Source organism: Acinetobacter sp. C13 (assembly GCF_016809775.1).
In the GTDB taxonomy this organism is placed as follows: domain Bacteria; phylum Pseudomonadota; class Gammaproteobacteria; order Pseudomonadales; family Moraxellaceae; genus Acinetobacter; species Acinetobacter pittii.
The window spans coordinates 363,505-385,953 of the sequence record NZ_JAFBJL010000002.1 but is presented as its reverse complement, the minus strand read 5'-3'; the positions used below and the strand labels follow the sequence as shown (position 1 = coordinate 385,953).

Sequence of the window (22,449 nt, the reverse complement as noted above, 5' to 3'; positions counted from 1 at the left end):
TATGCTCCGTCCATCCCATAAACCCTGTTTCTCCCATACGGACCAAAACTAAAAGTCTGAAAACAGGTATCCAAATAACTAGGAGCACCTCATGTCATTTTCCCGCAAACAGTTCGCACTGTCTGCCATCTTTGTTGCCCTCTTAGCAACAGGAGGCAGTTTTATGTTTTTACATGAAAATGCCGATGCAAAAGCTGCACCGACCTCTGCCCAACAAGCTGCAACTGTTGATATTTCTAATGTTATCAGCAAAACAATTACAGACTGGCAAGAATATTCCGGTCGCTTAGAAGCAATTGATCAAGTCGATATTCGCCCCCAAGTTTCCGGCAAACTTATTGCCGTACACTTCAAAGATGGCAGTCTCGTAAAAAAAGGCGATTTACTTTTTACAATTGATCCACGGCCTTTCGAGGCAGAACTGAATCGTGCTCAAGCTCAACTCGCTTCAGCTGAAGCACAGGTCACTTATACGGGTTCTAATCTTTCTCGTATTCAACGTTTAATTCAAAGTAATGCTGTCTCACGTCAAGAACTGGATTTAGCTCAAAATGATGCACGTTCAGCCAGTGCCAACCTACAAGCCGCTAGAGCAGCCGTTCAATCTGCCCGTTTAAATCTTGAGTACACCCGTATTACAGCACCTGTTAGTGGTCGAATTTCCCGTGCCGAAGTAACAGTCGGCAATGTAGTCTCTGCGGGTAACGGTGCACAAGTCTTAACAAGTTTAGTATCTGTCTCCCGCCTCTATGCATCTTTCGATGTTGATGAACAAACTTATCTGAAATATATCAGTAATCAGCGCAACTCAGCACAAGTTCCTGTTTATATGGGACTTGCCAATGAAACTGGTTTCTCTCGCGAAGGTACGATCAACTCAATTGACAATAACCTAGATGCAACCTCGGGTACGATTCGTGTTCGCGCGACTTTTGACAACCCAAACGGTGTTTTATTACCGGGCTTATATGCACGAATCCGTTTAGGCGGTGGTCAGCCTCGTTCAGCAATTCTGATTAGCCCAACCGCAGTTGGGGTCGATCAAGATAAACGCTTTGTCGTAGTAGTTGATGCTAAAAATCAGACAGCCTACCGTGAAGTAAAACTTGGTGCACAACAAGATGGTTTGCAAATCGTGAATAGCGGACTACAAGCGGGTGATCGTATTGTGGTGAACGGTTTACAGCGAATTCGTCCGGGTGACCCTGTTACGCCACACCTCGTTCCGATGCCAAATGCACAAATCACTGCTAGCAGTACTCCTCCTCAACCTCAGCCAACAGATAAAACATCAACTCCGGCAAAAGGTTAATCACATATGAATATTTCTAAATTTTTTATTGATCGGCCGATCTTTGCTGGTGTGTTATCAGTACTGATTTTACTCGCCGGTCTGCTTTCGGTATTCCAATTACCGATTTCTGAATACCCTGAAGTTGTTCCGCCATCTGTGGTGGTACGTGCTCAATATCCGGGTGCAAACCCTAAAGTGATTGCTGAAACCGTTGCCTCTCCGCTTGAAGAATCAATCAACGGCGTCGAAGACATGCTGTATATGCAATCTCAAGCAAACAGCGATGGTAATTTAACCATTACAGTGAACTTTAAGCTTGGTATCGACCCAGACAAAGCGCAACAACTGGTTCAAAACCGTGTGTCTCAGGCCATGCCTCGTTTACCTGAAGACGTACAGCGTTTAGGTGTTACTACCTTAAAAAGCTCACCGACTTTAACCATGGTAGTGCATCTGACCTCACCAGATAGTCGCTATGACATGACCTACTTACGTAACTATGCAGTATTGAACGTAAAAGACCGTTTGGCTCGCTTACAAGGTGTAGGTGAAGTCGGATTATTTGGTTCTGGTGACTACGCGATGCGCGTGTGGCTCGACCCGCAAAAAGTAGCACAGCGCAACCTCACCGCGACCGAAATTGTGAATGCAATCCGTGAACAAAACATTCAGGTTGCAGCGGGTACAATCGGTGCATCACCAAGTAATTCACCTTTACAGCTTTCAGTCAATGCTCAAGGCCGCTTAACGACTGAGCAAGAATTCGCAGATATCATTTTAAAAACTGCACCCGACGGCGCGGTTACCCGATTGGGTGATGTTGCTCGTGTTGAACTCGCAGCTTCACAATATGGCTTACGTTCATTACTCGATAATAAACAAGCAGTCGCGATTCCAATTTTCCAAGCTCCGGGTGCTAATGCTTTACAAGTTTCCGATCAAGTGCGTAGCACGATGAAGGAGCTTTCAAAAGATTTCCCATCTTCAATTAAATACGACATTGTTTATGACCCGACTCAATTCGTACGTGCCAGTATTAAAGCAGTAGTTCACACCTTACTTGAAGCAATTGCACTAGTTGTTGTGGTTGTTATTTTATTCTTGCAAACATGGCGTGCCTCAATCATTCCATTACTTGCTGTACCGGTTTCAATTATTGGTACATTCGCGCTCATGCTCGCTTTTGGTTACTCAATCAATGCGCTATCACTGTTCGGGATGGTACTTGCCATCGGCATTGTGGTCGATGATGCCATTGTGGTCGTCGAAAATGTCGAGAGGAATATTGAAGCAGGTTTAAGCCCAAGAGATGCAACTTATCGCGCCATGAGAGAAGTGAGCGGACCGATTATTGCGATTGCCTTAACGCTCGTTGCAGTATTCGTACCTCTTGCCTTTATGACAGGCTTAACAGGGCAGTTTTATAAACAATTTGCCATGACGATTGCCATTTCAACGGTCATTTCGGCATTTAACTCCCTTACCCTATCTCCTGCTTTGGCAGCCATGTTACTAAAAGGACATGATGCTAAACCTGATGCATTAACACGCATTATGAACCGTGTATTCGGACGTTTCTTTGCATTGTTTAACCGTGTATTTACACGTGCGTCAGACAACTATGGTAAAGGCGTAAGTCGTGTCATTTCCCATAAAGCATCAGCAATGGGTGTCTATGCAGCACTGTTAGGCTTAACCGTTGGAATTTCTTATATTGTTCCAGGTGGCTTCGTGCCCGCTCAAGACAAGCAATACTTGATTAGCTTTGCTCAACTACCAAATGGCGCTTCATTAGATCGTACTGAAGCGGTGATTCGTAAAATGAGTGACACTGCACTTAAACAGCCTGGTGTAGAAAGTGCCGTTGCCTTCCCTGGCCTCTCAATTAATGGTTTCACTAATAGCTCTAGCGCAGGTATTGTCTTTGTGACTTTAAAGCCATTCGACGAACGTAAGGCTAAAGACTTATCTGCAAATGCAATTGCTGGTGCTCTTAACCAGAAATATTCAGCTATTCAAGATGCATATATTGCAGTTTTCCCACCACCACCAGTGATGGGTTTAGGGACCATGGGCGGCTTTAAACTACAACTTGAAGACCGAGGTGCCTTAGGCTATTCAGCCTTGAATGATGCTGCACAAAACTTTATGAAAGCAGCACAAGCAGCCCCTGAACTTGGTCCAATGTTCTCAAGTTATCAAATTAACGTACCTCAACTAAATGTAGATCTGGACCGTGTGAAAGCCAAGCAACAAGGTGTTGCCGTGACAGATGTTTTCAACACCATGCAGATTTATTTAGGCTCTCAGTACGTTAACGACTTTAACCGCTTTGGACGTGTTTATCAGGTTAGAGCACAAGCAGATGCTCCTTTCCGTGCTAACCCTGAAGATATTTTGCAGCTTAAAACCCGAAACAGTGCCGGACAAATGGTGCCGTTATCTTCATTGGTAAATGTAACTCAAACCTATGGTCCTGAAATGGTCGTTCGTTATAACGGCTATACCTCAGCAGATATTAACGGCGGCCCTGCATCAGGTTATTCATCTAGCCAAGCAGAAGCGGCGGTTGAACGTATTGCTGCTCAAACTCTACCACGTGGTATCAAGTTTGAATGGACAGATTTAACTTACCAAAAAATCTTGGCTGGTAATGCAGGACTCTGGGTATTCCCAATTAGTGTCTTACTGGTGTTCTTAGTTTTAGCTGCTCAATATGAAAGTCTAACTTTACCTTTAGCTGTAATTTTAATTGTACCAATGGGAATCTTGGCGGCTCTGACAGGTGTCTGGCTGACAGGTGGAGATAACAACATCTTTACCCAAATCGGTTTGATGGTACTGGTCGGGCTGGCCTGTAAAAATGCCATCTTAATTGTTGAGTTTGCACGAGAACTTGAAATGCAAGGTGCAACTGCCTTTAAAGCTGCTGTTGAAGCAAGTCGTCTACGTTTACGCCCAATTTTAATGACTTCTATTGCATTCATTATGGGTGTTGTACCACTGGTTACTTCAACTGGTGCAGGTTCTGAAATGCGTCATGCCATGGGTATTGCAGTGTTCTTCGGCATGATTGGTGTAACGCTGTTTGGTTTGTTCCTGACCCCTGCCTTTTATGTCCTGATTCGTACACTGAACAGCAAACATAAATTACATTCGGCAGCAGTTCATGAAGCGCCATTATCTACCCCACATGATCATTAAGGAGGACATTTGATGGCTACAGCAAAACAAAGCTTATTATTGTCCTCACTCATGGGAAGCCTGCTGCTTGCAGGCTGCTCTTTGGCTCCGGAATATCAACCTGCAAAGGTCATAGTTCCCGTTAAATTTAAAGAGTCTGACCCTAAACTCGAGGATAATAACTGGAAAATTGCCCAACCTGCCGATCAGCAGGTTCGAGGTGAATGGTGGCGTGTTTTTAATGATGTTCAATTAAATGAGCTAGAACAACAAGCGATTGCCGGCAACCAAAGTCTAAAAGCCGCAGCTGCTAATATTCAAGCTTCCCGCGCATTACGTTCAGCAGCACAAGCTGAACGCTTGCCAAGTATTAGTGCTGGCTTTGGTCCAACTCGGCAAAAACCTTCTCCCGCTTCATTGGGTCTAGATGACAATGCTCATACGTCTGCACAGACCTTATGGCGTGCTCAAGCGAATGTTTCATATGAACTCGATTTATTTGGGCGTATCGCCAGTAGTGTCAATGCAGCAACAGCTGATGTACAGCAACAAGAAGCTCTATATCAATCGGCGCTTTTAGCTTTACAAGCAGATGTTGCCCAAGGCTACTTTCTCATTCGTCAGCTTGATGCTGAACAAGCAATTTATAATCGTACTATTAAGTTACTTGGCGAGACACGCGACTTAGTTCAAACACGTTTTAGAAATGGTTTAGTCAGTGAATTAGATGTTTCTCGCGCACAGACTGAACTAGCTACAGCACAAACGAACGCATTAAATATTGCTCGTAACAGAGCTAATGCAGAGCATGCACTTGCAGTATTATTAGGCAAAACACCAGCTGAGTTTAGCTTGGCAGTTCAACCTTCAACTGCAAACAGTATTCGTCTTCCAGCAGGTTTACCTTCGGCTTTACTTGAAAGACGACCTGACATTGCGGCTGCCGAGCGTGCTATGGCAGCAGATAATGCGCGTATTGGAATTGCACGTGCTGCTTTCTTCCCAAAACTGGACCTAACAGGTGCCCTCGGTTATGAATCATCAAGTTTAGGTGAGTTGGGTAAATGGTCGGGCCGTACATTCTTGCTTGGTCCTGTGGCAGGTACTATTTTGTCTTTGCCATTATTTGACGGCGGGCAACGTAAGGCTGGAATTGCTCAAGCACGAGCTGCCTATGAAGAAAGCGTTGCAAACTATCGCCAAACTGTATTGAATGCATTTCGCGAAGTTGAAAATGGTTTATCAGATCAAAGAATTCTTGATCAGCAAATTCAGGCTCAAAGCCAAGCACTCTCTTCTTCTCGTCATGCAAATCAATTGTCTCATTTACGTTATCGAGAAGGTGCGATTAGCTATCTTGATGTGATTGACTCAGATCGGACTATTTTGCAACAAGAGCAACTTTCTGCACAGCTAAACGGCAGTAGAATGATGGCTAGTGTAGATTTAATCCGCGCATTAGGGGGTGGATGGCAGGCTGTTTCAACTAATTAACGTGATATAAAAAAGCGCCATATGGCGCTTTTTTTATATTTACAACTTATTGTGCGTATACAGGGAATTTTGCACAAAGCGCTTCAACTTTCGCTTTTACTTCAGCAATAACTTTTTCGTCACCTTTGCTGTCAATCACGTCAGCGATCCAACCAGCAAGTTCACGAACTTCCGCTTCACCAAAACCACGAGTTGTTACTGCTGGAGTACCGATACGGATACCAGAAGTCACGAATGGAGAACGTGGATCATTTGGAACTGAGTTTTTGTTCACAGTAATGTGAGCAGCACCTAACCAAGCATCTGCATCTTTACCAGTTACGTCTTGTTTGATTAAAGATAACAAGAATAAGTGGTTGTCTGTACCGCCAGAAACAACATCATAACCACGAGCGATGAATACTTCAGCCATAGCTTGAGCATTTTTCACAACTTGTTGTTGGTAAGCTTTGAAGTCATCAGACATAGCTTCTTTGAAGCAGATTGCTTTAGCAGCAATCGCATGCATTAATGGACCACCTTGGTTACCAGGGAATACAGCTGATTGAAGTTTTTTCTCAATTTCTTCATTCGCTTTCGCAAGGATTAAACCAGAACGTGGACCACGAAGTGTTTTATGAGTCGTCGTTGTTGTTACGTCAGCAATTTGAACTGGGTTTGGATATACGCCAGCAGCAACAAGACCTGCAACATGAGCCATATCAACAAAAAGGTAAGCACCAACTTTGTCCGCGATGTCGCGGAAACGTTGCCAATCTACAACACGGCTATAAGCAGAGAAACCAGCAACGATCATACGTGGCTTGTGCTCTAATGCTAAACGTTCAACTTCTTCGTAATCGATCTCGCCAGTTTCAGCGTTTAGACCGTATTGAACTGCATTATAAGTTTTACCAGAGAAGCTTACTTTTGCACCGTGAGTCAAGTGACCACCGTGAGCCAAGCTCATACCTAAAACAGTATCACCTGGGTTAAGAAGCGCTAAATAAACAGCAGAGTTAGCTTGTGAACCAGCGTGTGGTTGAACGTTTGCGTAATCTGCACCAAAAAGTTCTTTAGCACGATCAATCGCCATTTGCTCGATAATATCCACATACTCGCAACCGCCATAATAGCGTTTGCCTGGATAACCTTCTGCATATTTGTTCGTAAGTTTTGATCCTTGCGCTTCCATCACAGCAGGAGAGCAATAGTTTTCAGATGCAATTAACTCGATATGTGCTTCTTGACGCTCACCTTCAGAAGCAATTGCTTGAGCTAATTCTGGATCAAATTCAGAAATGGAAATATTGGCAAACATTAGCGGGGGTCCTATAAATTAGGGCTTTTAAGCCGTGCTAAGATTGCGGCATATTGTAGCATGAACTTTATAATTAAACAGAATGAAGTTAGCTCAGTTTTAAATAAAAATGGCTCAAGTTTTATAAAAAATGAGCCATTGTTTATAAATCAAATAAAAAGCTCGTCTAAAGCTTATATTTTAAATGTCTTCATCGTTAATTTTAGCTTATAACAATATTAAAAAGTTTTTAAATATCAATGACTCTATTGAGCTGATAGTAAGGTCTGAACATTTCCAACAATATTATCTACATTACTGCTCATCACCGTGCCATGGTCCCAGTTACTCGTCACATAACTATTAATTTTAGTGCCTACGACAGTGGCATTAGATATCAATAAAACTGTTTTCCAACCAAATATCTAGTAGCCTACTTTAATCTAATTCTGTCCTTAGAAAATGTTTTAAAGTGGGTAGCCAACTGTTAACATTCTTGATTACTCGTGATTGTTTAAAGGGCCAGTTATGCAAACCATTATTTTAGATACAGAAACACATACGCTAAATGGTTTGCCTATTGAAATTGCGTATGCCCCAATTGAAATTAACGAGGGTAAGCTGACTTTAGATAAGAGCAAATTGTTTGATCAACTTTATCAGGTTGGTGCACCTATCTCTTTCGCGGCTATGGCAGTACACCATATATTAGAATCAGATTTAGAAAACCAACCCCACTATAGAAACTTTAAATTGCCAGAAACTACAACTTATATTATTGGTCACAATATTGATTACGATATTGCTGCGATTGCTCGTTGTGGTGTGGATGTTTCTCATATCAAACCGATTTGTACACTAGCTTTAGCACGCAAAACTTGGCCTGAAGCAGAAGCACATAATATTTCAGCACTCATCTATATGATTTCTCAAGGCAGCAGTAAAGCTCGAGAATTGCTCAAAGGCGCGCACCGAGCCGATGCGGATATTATTTTGACCGCTAATATTTTGATGCATATTGTCTATCATTTAAATATTCAGGACATTGAAGAGCTTTACCGAGTTTCTGAAGAAGCACGCATCCCTACGACTATTAATTTTGGTAAGCATAAAGGCACAGCAATTGCTGAACTTCCTAAAGACTATATTCAATGGTTATTACGCCAAGATGAACTGGATGTGTATTTACGTAAAGCATTAGAAGGCGCATTTTAAAGTCTTAAATAGATGATATTCATCAATTCTTCATCATATTGTCATTTTTGAGTTTTATGGTTAACCCCATTTATATTTTATTAAAAACAGTACTGTTCAACTGAGAAAATTGAACAGTCTGATTTTTTTATTTGGGGAAAAATGATGGCTGGTTTTTATCGAACCAATTTGGGAAGAGTCGCGCTTCAACAACGTAACATTAGTTTAAATGCAAAACAAAGACGTTTACTACTATTAATAGATCACGAAGATTTTCAAAATTTAAATAGTGAATTTAAAAAACGTATTGCATCTCCAGAGCTTATTCAACAGCTCATCGACTTAAAACTTATTGCTTCTTCTAGCGAAAATTCTTCAGAATTAAATGAACAAATATCTTTCCCACAATCACCTGTAACTACAATAGAAGCTCATCAAAAAAGCACTATAGATGATAATAAAAGTGATGATACAGTTAGTGAAATTCAGGTTACTCAATCATCATCTTTTCAACTTTCACATACTGAAATTACCCAGCCACCAGTTCCAGTTCAAACACTCTCTTTTGAAGAAATACAACATTTGATGAAGCAAAGCTTGAGTCAATATTGTGGGCTTATGGCAAAACCGCTTATTCAAAAAATAGAACAAATAAAAACGCTTCAAGAGCTTAAAATGTGCCAAATGCAATGGATTACCAGCTTACAGGAGTCGCGTATTCCGCCTCATGAACTAGCATATACGCTTCATTCTATTAATTATTCAATTCAACTTATTCAACAACGCATCTAAAAAAGCAACAAGCTGCTGTTTAATTAAGCATTAAACTCACTTGTTACCTATTTCGTGCTTTACCTATTGGTGTTTTTTTCCTATGATGTGGCCCACACATGTGCGCTCGTAGCTCAGTTGGATAGAGTACAGGTTTCCGAAGCCTGGGGTCGTGGGTTCGATCCCCGCCGGGCGCACCAGTTTATATATAATAACTTCATAAACTTATCTCAATTTTATAAAATTCCGACTATTTTACTTGGTTTATTAATCATTATCGCTCAAAATATACCCCTCTTTCATAATGTGAGAATTTCATGACTGATGCTTTGGTTTTAAGAGATTTGTCCAAAACATATCGTAATGGTTTTCAGGCGTTAAAAGGTATTAACCTCACTGTGCCTGAAGGTGAATTTTATGCGTTGTTAGGCCCAAATGGTGCCGGCAAATCAACAACCATTGGTATTATCAGTTCCCTCACGAAAAAAACCGAAGGAACAGTTGAGATTTTTGGACATAATCTCGACACTCATCCATCCTTGGCAAAACAACAACTTGGTGTCGTCCCTCAAGAATTTAACTTTGGACAGTTTGAAAAAGCATTCGATATTTTAGTCACCCAAGCTGGCTATTACGGCATACATAAAAAGATTGCAGAAAAACGCGCTGAACATTATTTAGAAAAACTAGGCCTATGGGAAAAGCGTAATATACAAGCACGCATGTTATCTGGTGGTATGAAACGCCGCCTCATGATTGCACGTGCCATGATGCATGAGCCTAAACTTCTTATTTTAGATGAGCCTACCGCAGGTGTAGATATTGAGTTACGCCGTTCTATGTGGGATTTTCTGACCGAAATGAACGAAAGCGGTACTTCTATTATTTTGACTACACATTATCTCGAAGAAGCAGAAATGTTATGTCGTCAAATTGCCATCATTGACCGCGGTGTCATTAAAGAAGATACCAGCATGAAAAGTTTCTTAAACCAGTTGAGTGAAGAATCTTTTATTTTCGATTTGGCAGAACCAATTGCCCCACTCCAGTTAAATATTATTGGTGTGAAGTTCAACTTAATTGATAGCAGCACTTTAGAAGTGACAATGGATAAGGCACATACATTAAATGACTTATTCCAACTTTTAGAGTCACAAGGCATTCGTGTTCGTAGTATGCGTAACAAATCGAACCGTCTAGAAGAGCTATTCGTCAAAATGGTCGAGAAAAATCTTGAAGGAGAGGCAAAATGAATTTTAACCAACTGCAAATTGCCCTCTGGACTCTAGTTCGTAAAGAAGTACGCCGTTTTCTACGTATTTGGCCACAAACCCTATTACCACCTGCGATTACGATGAGTTTATACTTTGTCATTTTCGGTAATTTGGTGGGATCTCGCATTGGACAAATGGGTGGCGTGAGCTATATGCAGTTTATTGTGCCCGGCCTCATCATGATGGCTGTTATTACCAACAGCTATGCTAACGTATCTTCAAGTTTCTTTAGTGTAAAATTCCAAAAAAGTATTGAAGAACTGATTATGAGTCCCGTACCACTCCATATTATTTTGTGGGGCTATGTCATTGGTGGTATTTGCCGTGGTGTATTGGTCGGGGCAATTGTGACGACAATGAGTATGTTCTTTACAGACCTTTTTATACATAACTGGTTCGTAACTATATATACAGTCTTAATTACCTCAGTTCTTTTCTCATTAGGTGGTTTTATTAATGCAGTTTATGCAAAATCATTTGATGATATTTCTATTATTCCCACCTTTGTCCTTACACCTTTAACCTATTTAGGTGGTGTCTTCTATGCCATTAGTGCGCTTGGCCCTTTTTGGCAAAAACTTTCTTTAATTAATCCTATTGTGTACATGGTTAATGCTTTCCGTTTCGGCATTTTAGGTCATAGTGACGTGAATGTTACGTTCTCTTTAATCATTGTGACATTATGCTGTGTTGTACTTTACGGAATTGCTTACTATTTACTTGCTCGTGGTTCAGGAATGCGTGAATGAGTGTCGAACAGTCTTTATTGGGTAAAGAAACTCAATATCCAACTAACTATCAACCTGATGTTTTATTTCCAATTGCTCGTGCTCAGTCTCGTGAAGCCTACTCGCATATTGAAGGTATTACGCAAGGTAAAGATTGGTGGCATGTTTTTGAAATTTCATGGTTAAACGCTCATGCTATCCCGCAAGTTGCTATTGGCAGAATTACACTGCCAGCTTCTTCACCAAATTTGATTGAATCAAAGTCATTAAAACTTTACTTCAATAGCCTTAACTTCACTCAGTTTGACTCTAAACAGTCATTTATTGAAACGGTTGAAAAAGATCTATCTGCTGCGGCAGGTGCAAAAGTTGAGTTAACGTTATTTCAAGTAGATGATTTAGACATTTCTAAACCTCAAGGCATTTGTATTGATGACTTAGATCCAGAGCGTTTAGAGCAACATCCAGATGCGACTCTTTTAAAACGAGATGCGTCTGATGAAGAAGTCGAAATTGAACTGTATTCTCATCTTTTAAGAAGTAACTGCCCAGTCACGGGACAACCAGATTGGGGTACAGTTTTTATCCGTTTTAAGGGCAAAAAACCTTGTTATCGTAGTGTTTTAGCTTATATTATCTCGTACCGTCAGCATAACGGCTTTCACGAACAATGTGTCGAGCAGATTTTTGCGGATATTTGGCAAAATTTGCAGCCTGAAAAGCTGATGGTTTATGCAACTTATACTCGTCGCGGCGGACTTGATATTAACCCTTGCCGAGTATCGGATCTTTCATGGATGCCAAAACCGATTCGATTGGCACGACAATAAAACGAATAATTTGAGGATACACCATGCCGTTTTTTGGTTTTACCCCTTCTGAAGGCTTATTGAACGATATACAAACTGGAATTGCAAACAAAAATTCTAGTGAGCCTTTATATCCACTTCGCGATAAGATTGCTTTACAACTTAATGAAGAGATTATTGATAATGTCTTAATTCAGTTAGTTCAGCACTTCCCTGCAAGTGAAAAGCGCGATACTGCCGAAAAACTCGCAGGCTATGTCAAATCAACAGTCGCTGTTCTTTTAAAACAATTGTTAAGCAAAGCGCCAAACGATGTTGTTAAACAGTCGGTAGAGTTCTCTGAAAAAAGCTTATTTAAAGATCCACAAGGTCAATATAAAGTAGGTGTAACTCTAGATCCTAGTTTAGTGACTAATCTTCAGCATAACTTCACTGAGCTTAAAGCGGGTAACGATATCAATAAAGCTGCATTGGCTGAACTGTATAAACAGTTTGGAGATGCTATGGTTAAACATTTTATGTCTGATTTTAATAAGACATTAGACCTTGGCATGATCAAGCGTAAAGCAGCTGATATTGGTGCGGCAGCTGTAACAAAAGCAGTTCATATTGCGATCGACAAACTCATCCCTAGCTTAAATCGCACTGAACTAAAAGCGATGGCTGAATATCACGAAAGTCTATTCTTTAACTAATAAGAAATAGCCTATCGGAAACCTAGCGAGAGCTAGGTTTTTTTATTGCAAAATATTGATATACATTGCCATTAATCAGGTTTATGTTAGCATGCGCCAAGCACTGATTGACCTAGTTAACGCCGCATGTCTCCTAGCCCACAATATAAGTTTTTACGCCAAGCTCCTCGAGATGGTCTTAGCACCGCTATGCAACCATCAAGGTGGCAACAACTCCACATTGACCCGTGGTTATGTCTATTTTTGCTGTTAAATGCGCTATTAGGTTTAACCGTACTATATAGTGCTTCAGCACAGGATGTAGGATTGGTCAGTAAACAAGCCATGAGTTTTGGTATTGGCTTTTTAGTAATGTTTGGTCTAGCCCAAATTCCGCCTAAGGTCTATCAAGCGTTTTCCCCCTACTTTTATTTGTTTGGCCTATTTTCGCTTGTGGCAGTTATGGTATTCGGTGAAGTCCGAATGGGTGCTCAGCGCTGGATTGATATTCCAGGTTTCGGAAGTGTCCAACCCAGTGAGTTCATGAAAATCGGCATGCCGATGATGATTGCATGGTTTTTAGCACGAAAACCTCTTCCCCCTAGTTTTTCACAAGTTGTTTTATCATTAATGTTAATTGGTATTCCCTTTTTACTGATTGCAGAACAACCTGATTTAGGCACATCACTTTTAGTATTAGCAAGCGGTATATTTGTCTTATTTTTAAGTGGGCTATCATGGCGGATGATTGGTGCAGCTGCCGCATGTGCAGCAATTGTAATTCCAATTGCGTGGGAATTTCTTTTACACGACTATCAACGCCAAAGGGTTTTAACTTTACTTGACCCCGAGGCAGACGCACTCGGTACGGGTTGGAATATTATTCAATCTAAAACTGCAATTGGTTCTGGTGGTTTTTCAGGTAAAGGCTTCCTTGAAGGTACCCAATCACATTTACACTTTTTACCCGAAGGACATACTGACTTTATTATTGCTGCATATTCCGAAGAATTTGGACTCATCGGTGTACTTATTTTAGTAATTCTTTATTTTGCCATTATTTTTAGAACATTCCAGATCGGTTTACAAAGCTTCCATAACTATGGACGTTTAGTTGCTGGCGCCTTTGGTTTGTCTTTTTTTGTTTATGTATTTGTAAATGCGGGAATGGTCAGTGGTATTTTACCTGTAGTAGGTGTTCCTTTACCTTTTATGAGTTATGGCGGAACAGCTATTATTACTTTAATGGCCACCTTTGGTTTAGTCATGTCCATTCATACACATCGATAATCTGGAATTTTAAAACGATATGTTGTCTCAACACTTAAATAAAACTTTAAAAATGCTCGCTTTGTGTACTGGCTTAATCAGTACAAGTCATTTCGCTCAGGCCAACGATTTTGCAACACATCCTGATTATTTAAATTTTAAACAAAAAACGATGAATGCTTATGGTTTAAGTAGCGATCAAGTTGATGCAGCTATGAGTGGCGCAAAAAATTTACCAAACATTCTAAATATTATGACTCGTCCAGGTGAAAGTAAACCTTGGTATGATTATCGTTCTATGTTCTTGGTTGAAGGCACAATTCAACGTGGTGTCCGTTTTAAAAATCAATATGCAGATGCGTTAAATCGCGCAGAACAACAATATGGCGTATCTCAAGCTGTCATTTTAGGTATTTTGGGCGTTGAAACAGGTTATGGCGCAAATAAAGGTTCTTTTATTACACGTGATGCTTTAGCTACCCTTGCTTTTGGCTACCCTCGCCGTGCTGAATATTTTGGTGATGAGCTAGCTGCTCTTATTGCATGGACTTATAAAGAAGGCTACCCAACAAATAGTATTGTAGGTTCCTATGCAGGTGCGATTGGCTATCCACAATTTATGCCAAGCAATATTAGTAAATATGGGGTGGATTATGACGGTAATGGACATATCGACTTAAGAAACTCAGCAGAAGATGCTATTGGATCAATTGCAAACTACTTAGCAAAACAAGGTTGGCAACGCGATCAACCGATCGGGTTTATGGCTCGTTACACTGGGTCAAATCCAGAAAGTATTATTGCTAAAGATTTAACGCAACCTTTCCCATATGGTGCATTAAAGACACTCGGTATTTCTCCATTGAATCCTTTAGTTAAAATTGATGATCTCGATATGGTGAATGTTATTCAATTACAAGACTATAATGGACCAATTTACTATTTAACTTACCCGAATTTTCAAGTGATTACGACTTATAACAAGAGCCGCATGTACGCTACAGCTGTATGGTTATTAGGCACCGAAGTAGCTAGCCGATAGGCTAGCTTTTTTTATGCTTTATGTAAAAGTCAATAAATATTTTTGTTAAATAGATCACAATACATACATTTTTAATAACTTGTTACATTATTGATTATTTTTTATCCTAAAACTGTAAGTTTTTGCCCTTTTTGTAAAGATTTCTCGTTAAAGACTAGACACTCTCCGTAACCGATGAATATTATCCACCCCAATATAGCAATTGCAAAAGTGAATAATAAGGCATGTTCACTTTAAATTTCAGTCAATGGCTGAAAGAAAAAGTACATGTTCTCAGGAGTTTATACAAATGCAGTTATCGCTGAAATACGTTCTTGCACTGACGGCTAGTTTAAGTATGGCCCCACTGCACGCTGAAATGGTGCAGTCATCATCATTAAACAGTGATGTAGATGGTCCTAATCTAGCAGCACGTGTATTGAGTAAAGATACTCAAAACTTTAATTCTCGTTTTTCTAACATTAACAGTCTTTCAATCACTGAACGTTCTGGCGATCAAATCCGTCGTCAAGCTATCGCAGCAAAAATTGAAATCCCTGAAGATGAGCCTTCAGTGATTGAAAAACTTAACACAGTAGCTTCAAACACTGTTCGTAAGTTTAGCCAAACTGGTATGGCATCTTGGTATGGCCGCCAATTCCATGGTCGTAAAACTGCAAGTGGTGAAACATTCGACATGAATGCTTTAACTGCTGCTCACCGTAGCCTACCGTTGAACTGTTACATTCGAGTAACGAATAAAGACAATGGTAAAAGTGTGGTTGTAAAAGTAAATGACCGTGGTCCTTTCCATGGCAACCGTGTACTTGACCTATCATACGGTGCAGCTAAACGTCTTGGTATTACCAATGCTGGTACAGCTAAAGTAAATATTGAGCGTGTTGATGGCCCAACTTCATAAGTTATAGCCTCTCGAGTTCATGTAAAAAGCCGCAATTTTTTCTGCGGCTTTTTTATATTTTAAGTTATCAAAATAATTCCTAACGTAAAGTTAAAAAATCCTCTTTTTTTGACCCTTATCCAGCTCTGAATTTGAATGTTTTTTAAACAAAAAACTATGTTTATTTAATACCAGTTAATTTTACGTCTAATTTGCGTTTAGAGCGTCTTTTTTAAATTTGCGCTACCCTAGTACCATTTTTCCAAAATAAAGGCTATTTATGGCGTTTTTAGAGTAGATGAGTAGAGCTTTTTCATACAATTTTCCCATCAATCTCAAAATTACGCTTTTTTAGATGATTTCATCATCTAGCAACACAGAAAAAATATTATGAAAAATCGCCCCATTCTTGTGGTCGAATTGTCCACCTTTTCAACTACAGTCACATTATTTTTTCATTTGCCCTTTCTTAGTTTTTTTAATACAACGCTCCCTATAGTTGAATAGTGTTAGTTTCTTGTCGAGATCCTCAAGAACAGGCTAAAATATACTCACAAAAAATAAATCAAAGTTAAAACAAGGAGTGTGCTACTAATGAAATCCATTACTGAATGGTTTGATGAATATAGCGAAAGTCATCAAAATCCAACCAATAAACAAATTCACTGGCTTTGCGTTCCCGCCATTTTATTTTCTATTATTGGAATCATTGCACATTTCAGCACATTGCTTACTGCTTTATTACTTGTGTTGACCTTAGTATTTTATGCACGTTTAGATCTTGTACTTGCTGTGGCAATGGCTGCTTTACTTGTTGTTATGGCATGGCTCATTTATACCCTACCTGTAGGAGTCGGGTTTTATATCGCTATTTTTGTGATTGCTTGGGTTGGACAATTTTACGGACATAAAGTCGAAGGCAAAAAGCCCTCGTTCTTTAAAGATTTACAATTCCTACTAATTGGACCAGTTTGGTGTATGGATGCTTATCTCTCAAAAATCTTACCTAAATGGAAAAGCAGACAAAAACAAGCTCTTCCTTAAAGATTAACTTAAAGCTGAATCCTTTCGATTCAGCTTTTGCATGTTAGTAATTTATTAGAAAATTTATAAAATAAAAAACCCCTAAACTTGCTATCACACTTAAAAGAACTTTTTTTAGGTACATAGCGATTACAATACAAAAGATTGCTGCATAAATATAAGGATTATTTATCACGCCTCTTAAATGATTACCATCGAAAAAAATAACTGGAATACAAATTGCAGTTAACAAACAAGGTGCAGAATAGTTAAGCATCTTATTCAGAATAAGCGGCAGTTTAATTTTTACTTGAGGTTCTAAAAAATAATAGCGATTAAAAAAGACGATTGCTGCCAAGCCTAAAATCATAAACCAAGACATATTATTACTCCTTACCTATTTTTTCAGTTAAAACAGCAATTAACATTCCCATTAATCCTGAAAGTAAAATCGCACCCTCAATTTGATAAAATTTAAATAAAAACCCACTTATACAAGTTGTTAGCACACCAACTATGACCGGAAATCCTTTACATAACGGCACAATCATGGCAATAAAAATAGCAACGATCGAAAAATCCAAATGGTAATTTAAAAGATCAGGTATCACTGTCGCCAGCAGTATTCCCACCAAACTAAAAGCAACCCAAAATAAATAAAAACACAGTCCTGCTCCCAACAGATATTCCGAACTTCTTTTTTCCAATGGAGCACTCACCGCAAACAATTCATCTGTTAATAAAAAGCCTAAACTCAATCGTTTCGGTAGGGTCAAAATAGAAATGTCATTTCTTAAAGTTAATGCATAAATAAAATGCTGAGCCGTTAAAAAGAAAATAGTCAAATAAATTGTAAAAACAGATGCACCTTCCATAGCCATGCTTAAGCTAACCAACTGAGCAGCTCCAGCAAAGACGAGTCCAGACATTGCTAGTGCTTTATAAAAAGATAATCCTGCATGAATTGCCATAGATCCCGCTAAGATTGCCCACGGAATAACAGAAATTGACAAGGGCAAAATATCCATTGCACCACGTAAAAATAAATAGGATGGCTTATTTTTTGAAAACCCAACTGGCTGATTAAGCTGAATATTCATATATAAAATCCAATATAAGAAACATCTCTATACCATGCTTGATGAGTGCCGACTTATATTGGATAAAATTGCTTTAAAACTAATTTATTTATATGTTCAAACTTGCTACATATTGAGTGGGTGTGACGCCCATTGCTTTTTTAAAGTGACGGTTAAAATGGCTTTGGTCAGAAAAACCACATTGTTGTGCCACCATGGCAATTTGGTCCCCCTGTTTTAATAACTGTCTTGCTTTTTGTAAACGTGCTTGTACAAGCCAAGCGTGAGGTGGCAGACCTACATATTTTTTAAATTGCCTTAAGAAATGCCAAGCGCTCAAGCCGACCATGTCAGCCAAATCTTGTAAAGAAAAGTTTGTTTCAGGCATTTCTACGAGCAATTCTTTAACTCTTAATATTTTTGAATATGCTTCTGGTAACTCACAAAAAGTATGATTTGATTTACCATGTCTCTTCATAAGACAAGCTAACGTTGTTAAATACATCGTTTCTTTGAGTAGGAAATTATCTTTTTGTTCTAATAAATCAAAAAGTAAGCAAAGCTGTTGAGCCAAACCTAGGTCGCGAATCACGGCTTGAGGAAACCATGGTGCTCCATGTGGATTTTCAAAAAAATCTTGGCTAACTTCTGCTAACATTTCAGGTGTTGGATAGATCGCTCGATAACGCCACCCTGACTCTACCGCAGATGAACCGGTATGAATTTCGTCAGCGTTTACTAAAATAATGTCGCCTTTAGGAGCTACATGCAGCTGTCCCGTCCTAAAAAAAGACTGTGCTCCCTCTTCAATCACACCAATACAGTACCCTTCATGAGTATGCTTTGAAAATTGTGTTTGGTGATAATGTGCTTTTAATAACTCTAAACCGCCCAACTCTCGCACATGCAGATAATCGGCTTGCTCCCGCTGCATAAATACGTCTCATCTATTCAATAAAAAAACCATAGCACGTTTTAACAAACTGAATAGAACAAAATTGCTCTATGAAAATAATCTGATTAAACGTTCACGTGAGCTTTATTGATAGATATGTCCGTCATGTTTAAGCCATCCACCCTCATGACGACCTTGTGGATCGTGATGAGTCCAATGTAGTACACCACCTTTTGGGTTGTATTCATATTCGCCATAAAACTCAACGATGTCACCTTTATTTAGATTAGAAATTTTAGGTGCCAAATCGATATTATGTGCAACCAAAATTGAAAGACCATTTTTTAATACCAGAATGAATTTCTGGTGTCTTGACCCATCATTATCATCTCTTAAAATTGCTTTGACTCGACCACTTCCCTGCACTTGAACATTACTTTGTCTCTGCTCGTAAGCAGCTTTTACAGTGTCCACCCCATTATTTAAAAATGTAGTTTCATTACGCTGAGCTGCGGGTATAGTTGATGATGGTGATTGACTTTGCTTATGCCCAGATAAATCTAGACCAAAATACGCAGCAATCAATAAAATAATCACACCAGCAATACTGAGATTTTTTTTATTTGTCATTGTATACCCTTATTTTAACTGAGATAAAAAAAGCCCCAATGGGGCTTTTTTTATTGTGATACGAATTACTTCGCAGCAGCTTGAGCAGCAGCAACTTCTTCAGCGAAGCTAAGTTCTGCTTTCTTCTCAATACCTTCACCAACTTCGAAACGTACGAATTCAGCAACAGTAGTACCAGTTGCTTTTAATACATCAGCAACTTTCTTGTCGTTGTCGATTACATACATTTGACGATCAAGAGCAACTTCGTTCAAGTATTTATCAACTGAACCAGTTACCATTTTCTCAACGATGTTAGCTGGCTTACCAGATTCTAACGCTTTCGCTTCAGCAATTTCTTTTTCTTTAGCGATAAGGTCAGCAGGAACAGCTTCAGCATTTACAGCTACTGGGTTGAATGCAGCAACGTGCATTGCAATACCTTTACCAGTATCAGCATCACCAGTATAAGAAACTACAACACCGATTTTTAAACCGTGTTTGTAGATAGCCAAGTTTTCGCCTTCAACGATTTTCGCGCGACGAACTTGGATGTTTTCACCGATTTTTTGAACAAGTGCAATACGAGCTTCTTCAACTGATTGACCGTCTGCTAATTTTAATTCAGCGATTTTAGCAGCATCAGTTTCACCAGCAGCTAAAGCAGCAGTAGCAACAGCTTTTGAGAAGTTAGAGAAGTTTTCGTCTTTAGCAACGAAGTCAGTTTGACAGTTAACTTCAACTAAAATTGCTTTGTTGCCTTCTTGAACGATTGTGATTGCACCGTCAGCAGCAATGTTACCAGCTTTTTTAGCAGCTTTAGCTTGACCAGATTTACGAAGGTTATCAATAGCAAGCTCGATGTCACCGTTCGCTTCTGTTAATGCTTTTTTGCATTCCATCATTGCAAGACCAGTACGGTCACGTAATTCTTTTACCATGCTTGCAGTAATTGCAGTCATGTTGATCTCCTAAAATCGGTAGAAAATAAATCTTTTCAACAAAAACGGCCCAAAGAAACTCTGGGCCGTTTGCACTCTCGACGCTTAATTTGCCACCATTACATGTCGCAAAAATGACAAGCCTGCGTCAAAACGCATTAAGCCTCAGAAGCGTCTTTCGCAGCGTCATCGCCTTTTGCTTGAGCGTTCGCTTGAGATTGAGCGTATTCTTTACCAGCAAGAATTGCGTCAGCCATAGCTGAAGCATATAGAGTTACTGCACGGATCGCATCGTCGTTACCAGGAATAACGTAATCAACGTTGTCTGGGTTAGAGTTTGTATCAACGATACCGATAACAGGAATACCTAAGTTCTTAGCTTCTTTGATTGCAATCGCTTCGTGATCAACGTCGATTACAAATAATGCGTCAGGTAAACCACCCATGTTTTTAACGCCGCCTAAAGAGCGCTCAAGTTTTTCCATCTCACGAGCACGTTCTAAAGCTTCACGTTTAGTAAGCTTAGCAAAAGTACCATCTTGAGATTGAGTTTGAAGATCTTTTAAACGGTTGATAGATTGGCGAAGTGTTTTCCAGTTCGTCAACATACCACCTAACCAACGGTGATCTACATATGGTTGACCAGCGCGTTGAGCTTGTTCACGGATGATGTTAGAAGCAGCACGTTTTGTACCAACGAACAAAACTTTGTTCTTTTTGCTTGCTAATTGGTTAGCGAAGTTCAAAGCATCATTTAACGCAGGAACAGTGTGCTCAAGGTTGATGATGTGAATTTTGTTGCGCGCGCCAAAAATGTATTGACGCATTTTTGGGTTCCAGAAACGAGTTTGGTGACCAAAGTGCGCACCTGCTTGAAGAAGGTCGCGCATGCTTACGTTGTAATCTGCCATTTTCTTTACCTTAAAAGTTGGGTTAGGCCTCCATATATCCGCATTCTCCACCTTTTTACGGGCACCCAGAGTAATGTGACGATATATGTGCGGATTTTTTACTCCATCTATCAAAATTGTTCGTAAAAGATATTCACGAAAAGCATTTGATAAAATGGGCGGCTATTTATACCATAGACGCTTGTAAATTACCAAAAGTTTTTAGAGATCATGAACAGTACTTATACAGCTCCACGTCGATTAATCAAAACTCCAGATGAAATTGAAAAAATGCGCATTGCAGGACGACTGGCGGCTGAAGTTCTAGAGATGATCAAGCCCCATATTAAGGCAGGTGTAAGTACACTTGAACTTGATACCATTTGTCGTAATCACATTGAAAATGTGCAACATGCTATTCCTGCATGTGTAGGCTATGGTGGAGCTCCTGGGCGCCCTGCTTTTCAACACTCTATTTGTACTTCGGTTAACCATGTTGTCTGTCATGGTATTCCCTCTGAAAATAAAATTTTAAAAAATGGTGACATCCTTAATATTGACGTTACTGTCATTAAAGATGGTTATCACGGCGATACCAACATGATGTATGTCGTTGGTGGTGAAACTTCTATTTTAGCCAACCGTCTATGCAAAGTTGCTCAAGAAGCGATGTATCGTGGGATGGCAACTGTTAGAGATGGTTCATATTTAGGTGATATCGGCCATGCAATCCAAAAGTATGTCGAATCAGAACGTTTTAGTGTAGTACGCGAATATTGTGGTCACGGTATTGGAACTGTTTTCCATGATGAACCTCAAGTACTCCATTATGGTCAAGCTGGTACAGGTATGCGTCTGGAAGCAGGTATGACTTTTACAATTGAACCTATGGTAAATGCTGGCGTATGGCAAACTAAATTGTTAGGTGACAAATGGACTGTCGTAACGAAAGACCATAAACTTTCAGCTCAATATGAACATACTATTTTAGTTACCCAAACAGGCATTGAAGTCTTAACTGCTCGTCCAGAAGAAGACTTATCTCGCTTCAACCAATAATTTAAAAAACTTAAATAAAAGGCTACTTTGTGTAGCCTTTTATTATTTATTATGTACTTTTT

The 22,449-nt window shown here is 39.6% G+C and carries 22 protein-coding genes, 1 tRNA gene and 1 pseudogene; 16 read left to right on the top strand and 8 right to left on the bottom strand.

What is annotated here, in order from left to right; translation table 11 throughout:
* The first annotated feature begins 91 nt into the window (after nucleotides 1-91).
* The 3 genes from adeF to JGE69_RS06975 are packed head-to-tail and all read left to right on the top strand — an operon-like array spanning nucleotide 92 to nucleotide 5,971.
* Nucleotides 92-1,312, top strand: coding sequence for a multidrug efflux RND transporter periplasmic adaptor subunit AdeF (gene adeF, locus JGE69_RS06985; RefSeq protein ID WP_199112987.1), 1,221 nt, complete (start codon nucleotides 92-94; stop codon nucleotides 1,310-1,312).
* A gap of 6 nt (nucleotides 1,313-1,318) precedes the next feature.
* The gene (gene adeG / locus JGE69_RS06980; RefSeq protein WP_199112989.1) at nucleotides 1,319-4,498 is read left to right on the top strand and encodes a multidrug efflux RND transporter permease subunit AdeG; all 3,180 of its coding nucleotides are present in this window, start codon (nucleotides 1,319-1,321) and stop codon (nucleotides 4,496-4,498) included.
* Between the two features lie 12 nt (nucleotides 4,499-4,510).
* On the top strand, nucleotides 4,511-5,971 hold the full coding sequence (locus JGE69_RS06975) for an efflux transporter outer membrane subunit (RefSeq protein WP_199112991.1): 1,461 nt from the start codon (nucleotides 4,511-4,513) through the stop codon (nucleotides 5,969-5,971).
* 46 nt (nucleotides 5,972-6,017) lie between these two features.
* On the opposite strand, the gene glyA is transcribed toward JGE69_RS06975, so the two are convergent.
* Nucleotides 6,018-7,271, bottom strand: a complete 1,254-nt coding sequence (gene glyA, locus JGE69_RS06970; protein ID WP_014207236.1) for a serine hydroxymethyltransferase — start codon at nucleotides 7,269-7,271, stop codon at nucleotides 6,018-6,020.
* A 60-nt stretch (nucleotides 7,272-7,331) separates the two neighbouring features.
* Between glyA and JGE69_RS06965 the strand changes: the two genes are divergently transcribed.
* The gene (locus JGE69_RS06965; RefSeq protein ID WP_170248660.1) at nucleotides 7,332-7,484 is read left to right on the top strand and encodes a hypothetical protein; all 153 of its coding nucleotides are present in this window, start codon (nucleotides 7,332-7,334) and stop codon (nucleotides 7,482-7,484) included.
* Nucleotides 7,485-7,516: 32 nt separating this feature from the next.
* Here JGE69_RS06965 and JGE69_RS06960 read toward each other — a convergent pair.
* Nucleotides 7,517-7,660 (bottom strand): annotated as a pseudogene (locus tag JGE69_RS06960) (alpha/beta hydrolase); the annotation flags it as partial.
* A gap of 118 nt (nucleotides 7,661-7,778) precedes the next feature.
* On the opposite strand from JGE69_RS06960, the gene JGE69_RS06955 reads away from it, so the two are divergent.
* From JGE69_RS06955 to JGE69_RS06905, 11 genes are all read left to right on the top strand, one after another.
* Nucleotides 7,779-8,465, top strand: a complete 687-nt coding sequence (locus JGE69_RS06955) for a putative quorum-sensing-regulated virulence factor (protein ID WP_069123715.1) — start codon at nucleotides 7,779-7,781, stop codon at nucleotides 8,463-8,465.
* Between the two features lie 141 nt (nucleotides 8,466-8,606).
* Nucleotides 8,607-9,236 carry a hypothetical protein gene (locus tag JGE69_RS06950; RefSeq protein ID WP_130172350.1) on the top strand — a complete coding sequence of 210 codons (630 nt, stop codon included), beginning with the start codon at nucleotides 8,607-8,609 and terminating at the stop codon, nucleotides 9,234-9,236.
* Between the two features lie 102 nt (nucleotides 9,237-9,338).
* Nucleotides 9,339-9,415: transfer RNA gene (locus tag JGE69_RS06945), tRNA-Arg, on the top strand.
* Between the two features lie 117 nt (nucleotides 9,416-9,532).
* A complete protein-coding gene (locus tag JGE69_RS06940; protein WP_002118101.1) occupies nucleotides 9,533-10,468 on the top strand; it encodes an ABC transporter ATP-binding protein in 936 nt (311 codons plus the stop codon).
* The gene (locus JGE69_RS06935) at nucleotides 10,465-11,238 is read left to right on the top strand and encodes an ABC transporter permease (RefSeq protein ID WP_163119705.1); all 774 of its coding nucleotides are present in this window, start codon (nucleotides 10,465-10,467) and stop codon (nucleotides 11,236-11,238) included. The genes JGE69_RS06940 and JGE69_RS06935 overlap by 4 nt, the downstream gene beginning before the upstream one ends.
* Entirely contained in the window at nucleotides 11,235-12,047 is an 813-nt protein-coding gene (queF, locus tag JGE69_RS06930; protein WP_017386539.1) for an NADPH-dependent 7-cyano-7-deazaguanine reductase QueF, read from the top strand. Before JGE69_RS06935 ends, queF begins: the two co-directional genes overlap by 4 nt.
* Nucleotides 12,048-12,070: 23 nt before the next feature.
* Entirely contained in the window at nucleotides 12,071-12,721 is a 651-nt protein-coding gene (locus JGE69_RS06925) for a hypothetical protein (protein WP_002118229.1), read from the top strand.
* A gap of 126 nt (nucleotides 12,722-12,847) precedes the next feature.
* Entirely contained in the window at nucleotides 12,848-13,990 is a 1,143-nt protein-coding gene (gene rodA / locus JGE69_RS06920) for a rod shape-determining protein RodA (RefSeq protein WP_005068220.1), read from the top strand.
* 19 nt (nucleotides 13,991-14,009) lie between these two features.
* Nucleotides 14,010-15,011, top strand: a complete 1,002-nt coding sequence (mltB, locus tag JGE69_RS06915) for a lytic murein transglycosylase B (protein ID WP_005068218.1) — start codon at nucleotides 14,010-14,012, stop codon at nucleotides 15,009-15,011.
* Nucleotides 15,012-15,300: 289 nt separating this feature from the next.
* On the top strand, nucleotides 15,301-15,912 hold the full coding sequence (locus tag JGE69_RS06910) for a septal ring lytic transglycosylase RlpA family protein (RefSeq protein WP_002118141.1): 612 nt from the start codon (nucleotides 15,301-15,303) through the stop codon (nucleotides 15,910-15,912).
* A 573-nt stretch (nucleotides 15,913-16,485) separates the two neighbouring features.
* The gene (locus JGE69_RS06905) at nucleotides 16,486-16,935 is read left to right on the top strand and encodes a DUF962 domain-containing protein (protein ID WP_126644842.1); all 450 of its coding nucleotides are present in this window, start codon (nucleotides 16,486-16,488) and stop codon (nucleotides 16,933-16,935) included.
* Between the two features lie 43 nt (nucleotides 16,936-16,978).
* On the opposite strand, the gene JGE69_RS06900 is transcribed toward JGE69_RS06905, so the two are convergent.
* The 6 genes from JGE69_RS06900 to rpsB all read right to left on the bottom strand — a co-directional run bounded on the left by JGE69_RS06900 (nucleotide 16,979) and on the right by rpsB (nucleotide 21,349).
* Nucleotides 16,979-17,296, bottom strand: a complete 318-nt coding sequence (locus tag JGE69_RS06900) for an AzlD domain-containing protein (protein WP_032062822.1) — start codon at nucleotides 17,294-17,296, stop codon at nucleotides 16,979-16,981.
* 4 nt (nucleotides 17,297-17,300) lie between these two features.
* Nucleotides 17,301-18,014 (bottom strand): AzlC family ABC transporter permease, encoded by a 714-nt coding sequence (locus tag JGE69_RS06895; protein ID WP_126644840.1) that lies wholly within the window; start codon nucleotides 18,012-18,014, stop codon nucleotides 17,301-17,303.
* Between the two features lie 88 nt (nucleotides 18,015-18,102).
* A complete protein-coding gene (locus JGE69_RS06890; protein ID WP_005068210.1) occupies nucleotides 18,103-18,927 on the bottom strand; it encodes a helix-turn-helix transcriptional regulator in 825 nt (274 codons plus the stop codon).
* A 105-nt stretch (nucleotides 18,928-19,032) separates the two neighbouring features.
* Nucleotides 19,033-19,518, bottom strand: a complete 486-nt coding sequence (locus JGE69_RS06885; RefSeq protein WP_119685357.1) for a DUF3465 domain-containing protein — start codon at nucleotides 19,516-19,518, stop codon at nucleotides 19,033-19,035.
* Nucleotides 19,519-19,583: 65 nt separating this feature from the next.
* On the bottom strand, nucleotides 19,584-20,459 hold the full coding sequence (gene tsf, locus JGE69_RS06880) for a translation elongation factor Ts (protein ID WP_002118238.1): 876 nt from the start codon (nucleotides 20,457-20,459) through the stop codon (nucleotides 19,584-19,586).
* A gap of 137 nt (nucleotides 20,460-20,596) precedes the next feature.
* Nucleotides 20,597-21,349, bottom strand: coding sequence for a 30S ribosomal protein S2 (rpsB, locus tag JGE69_RS06875; protein WP_002118204.1), 753 nt, complete (start codon nucleotides 21,347-21,349; stop codon nucleotides 20,597-20,599).
* Between the two features lie 210 nt (nucleotides 21,350-21,559).
* Here rpsB and map point away from each other — a divergent pair, with 210 nt between their 5' ends.
* Nucleotides 21,560-22,387, top strand: coding sequence for a type I methionyl aminopeptidase (gene map, locus JGE69_RS06870; protein WP_002118165.1), 828 nt, complete (start codon nucleotides 21,560-21,562; stop codon nucleotides 22,385-22,387).
* The last annotated feature ends 62 nt before the right edge of the window (nucleotides 22,388-22,449 follow it).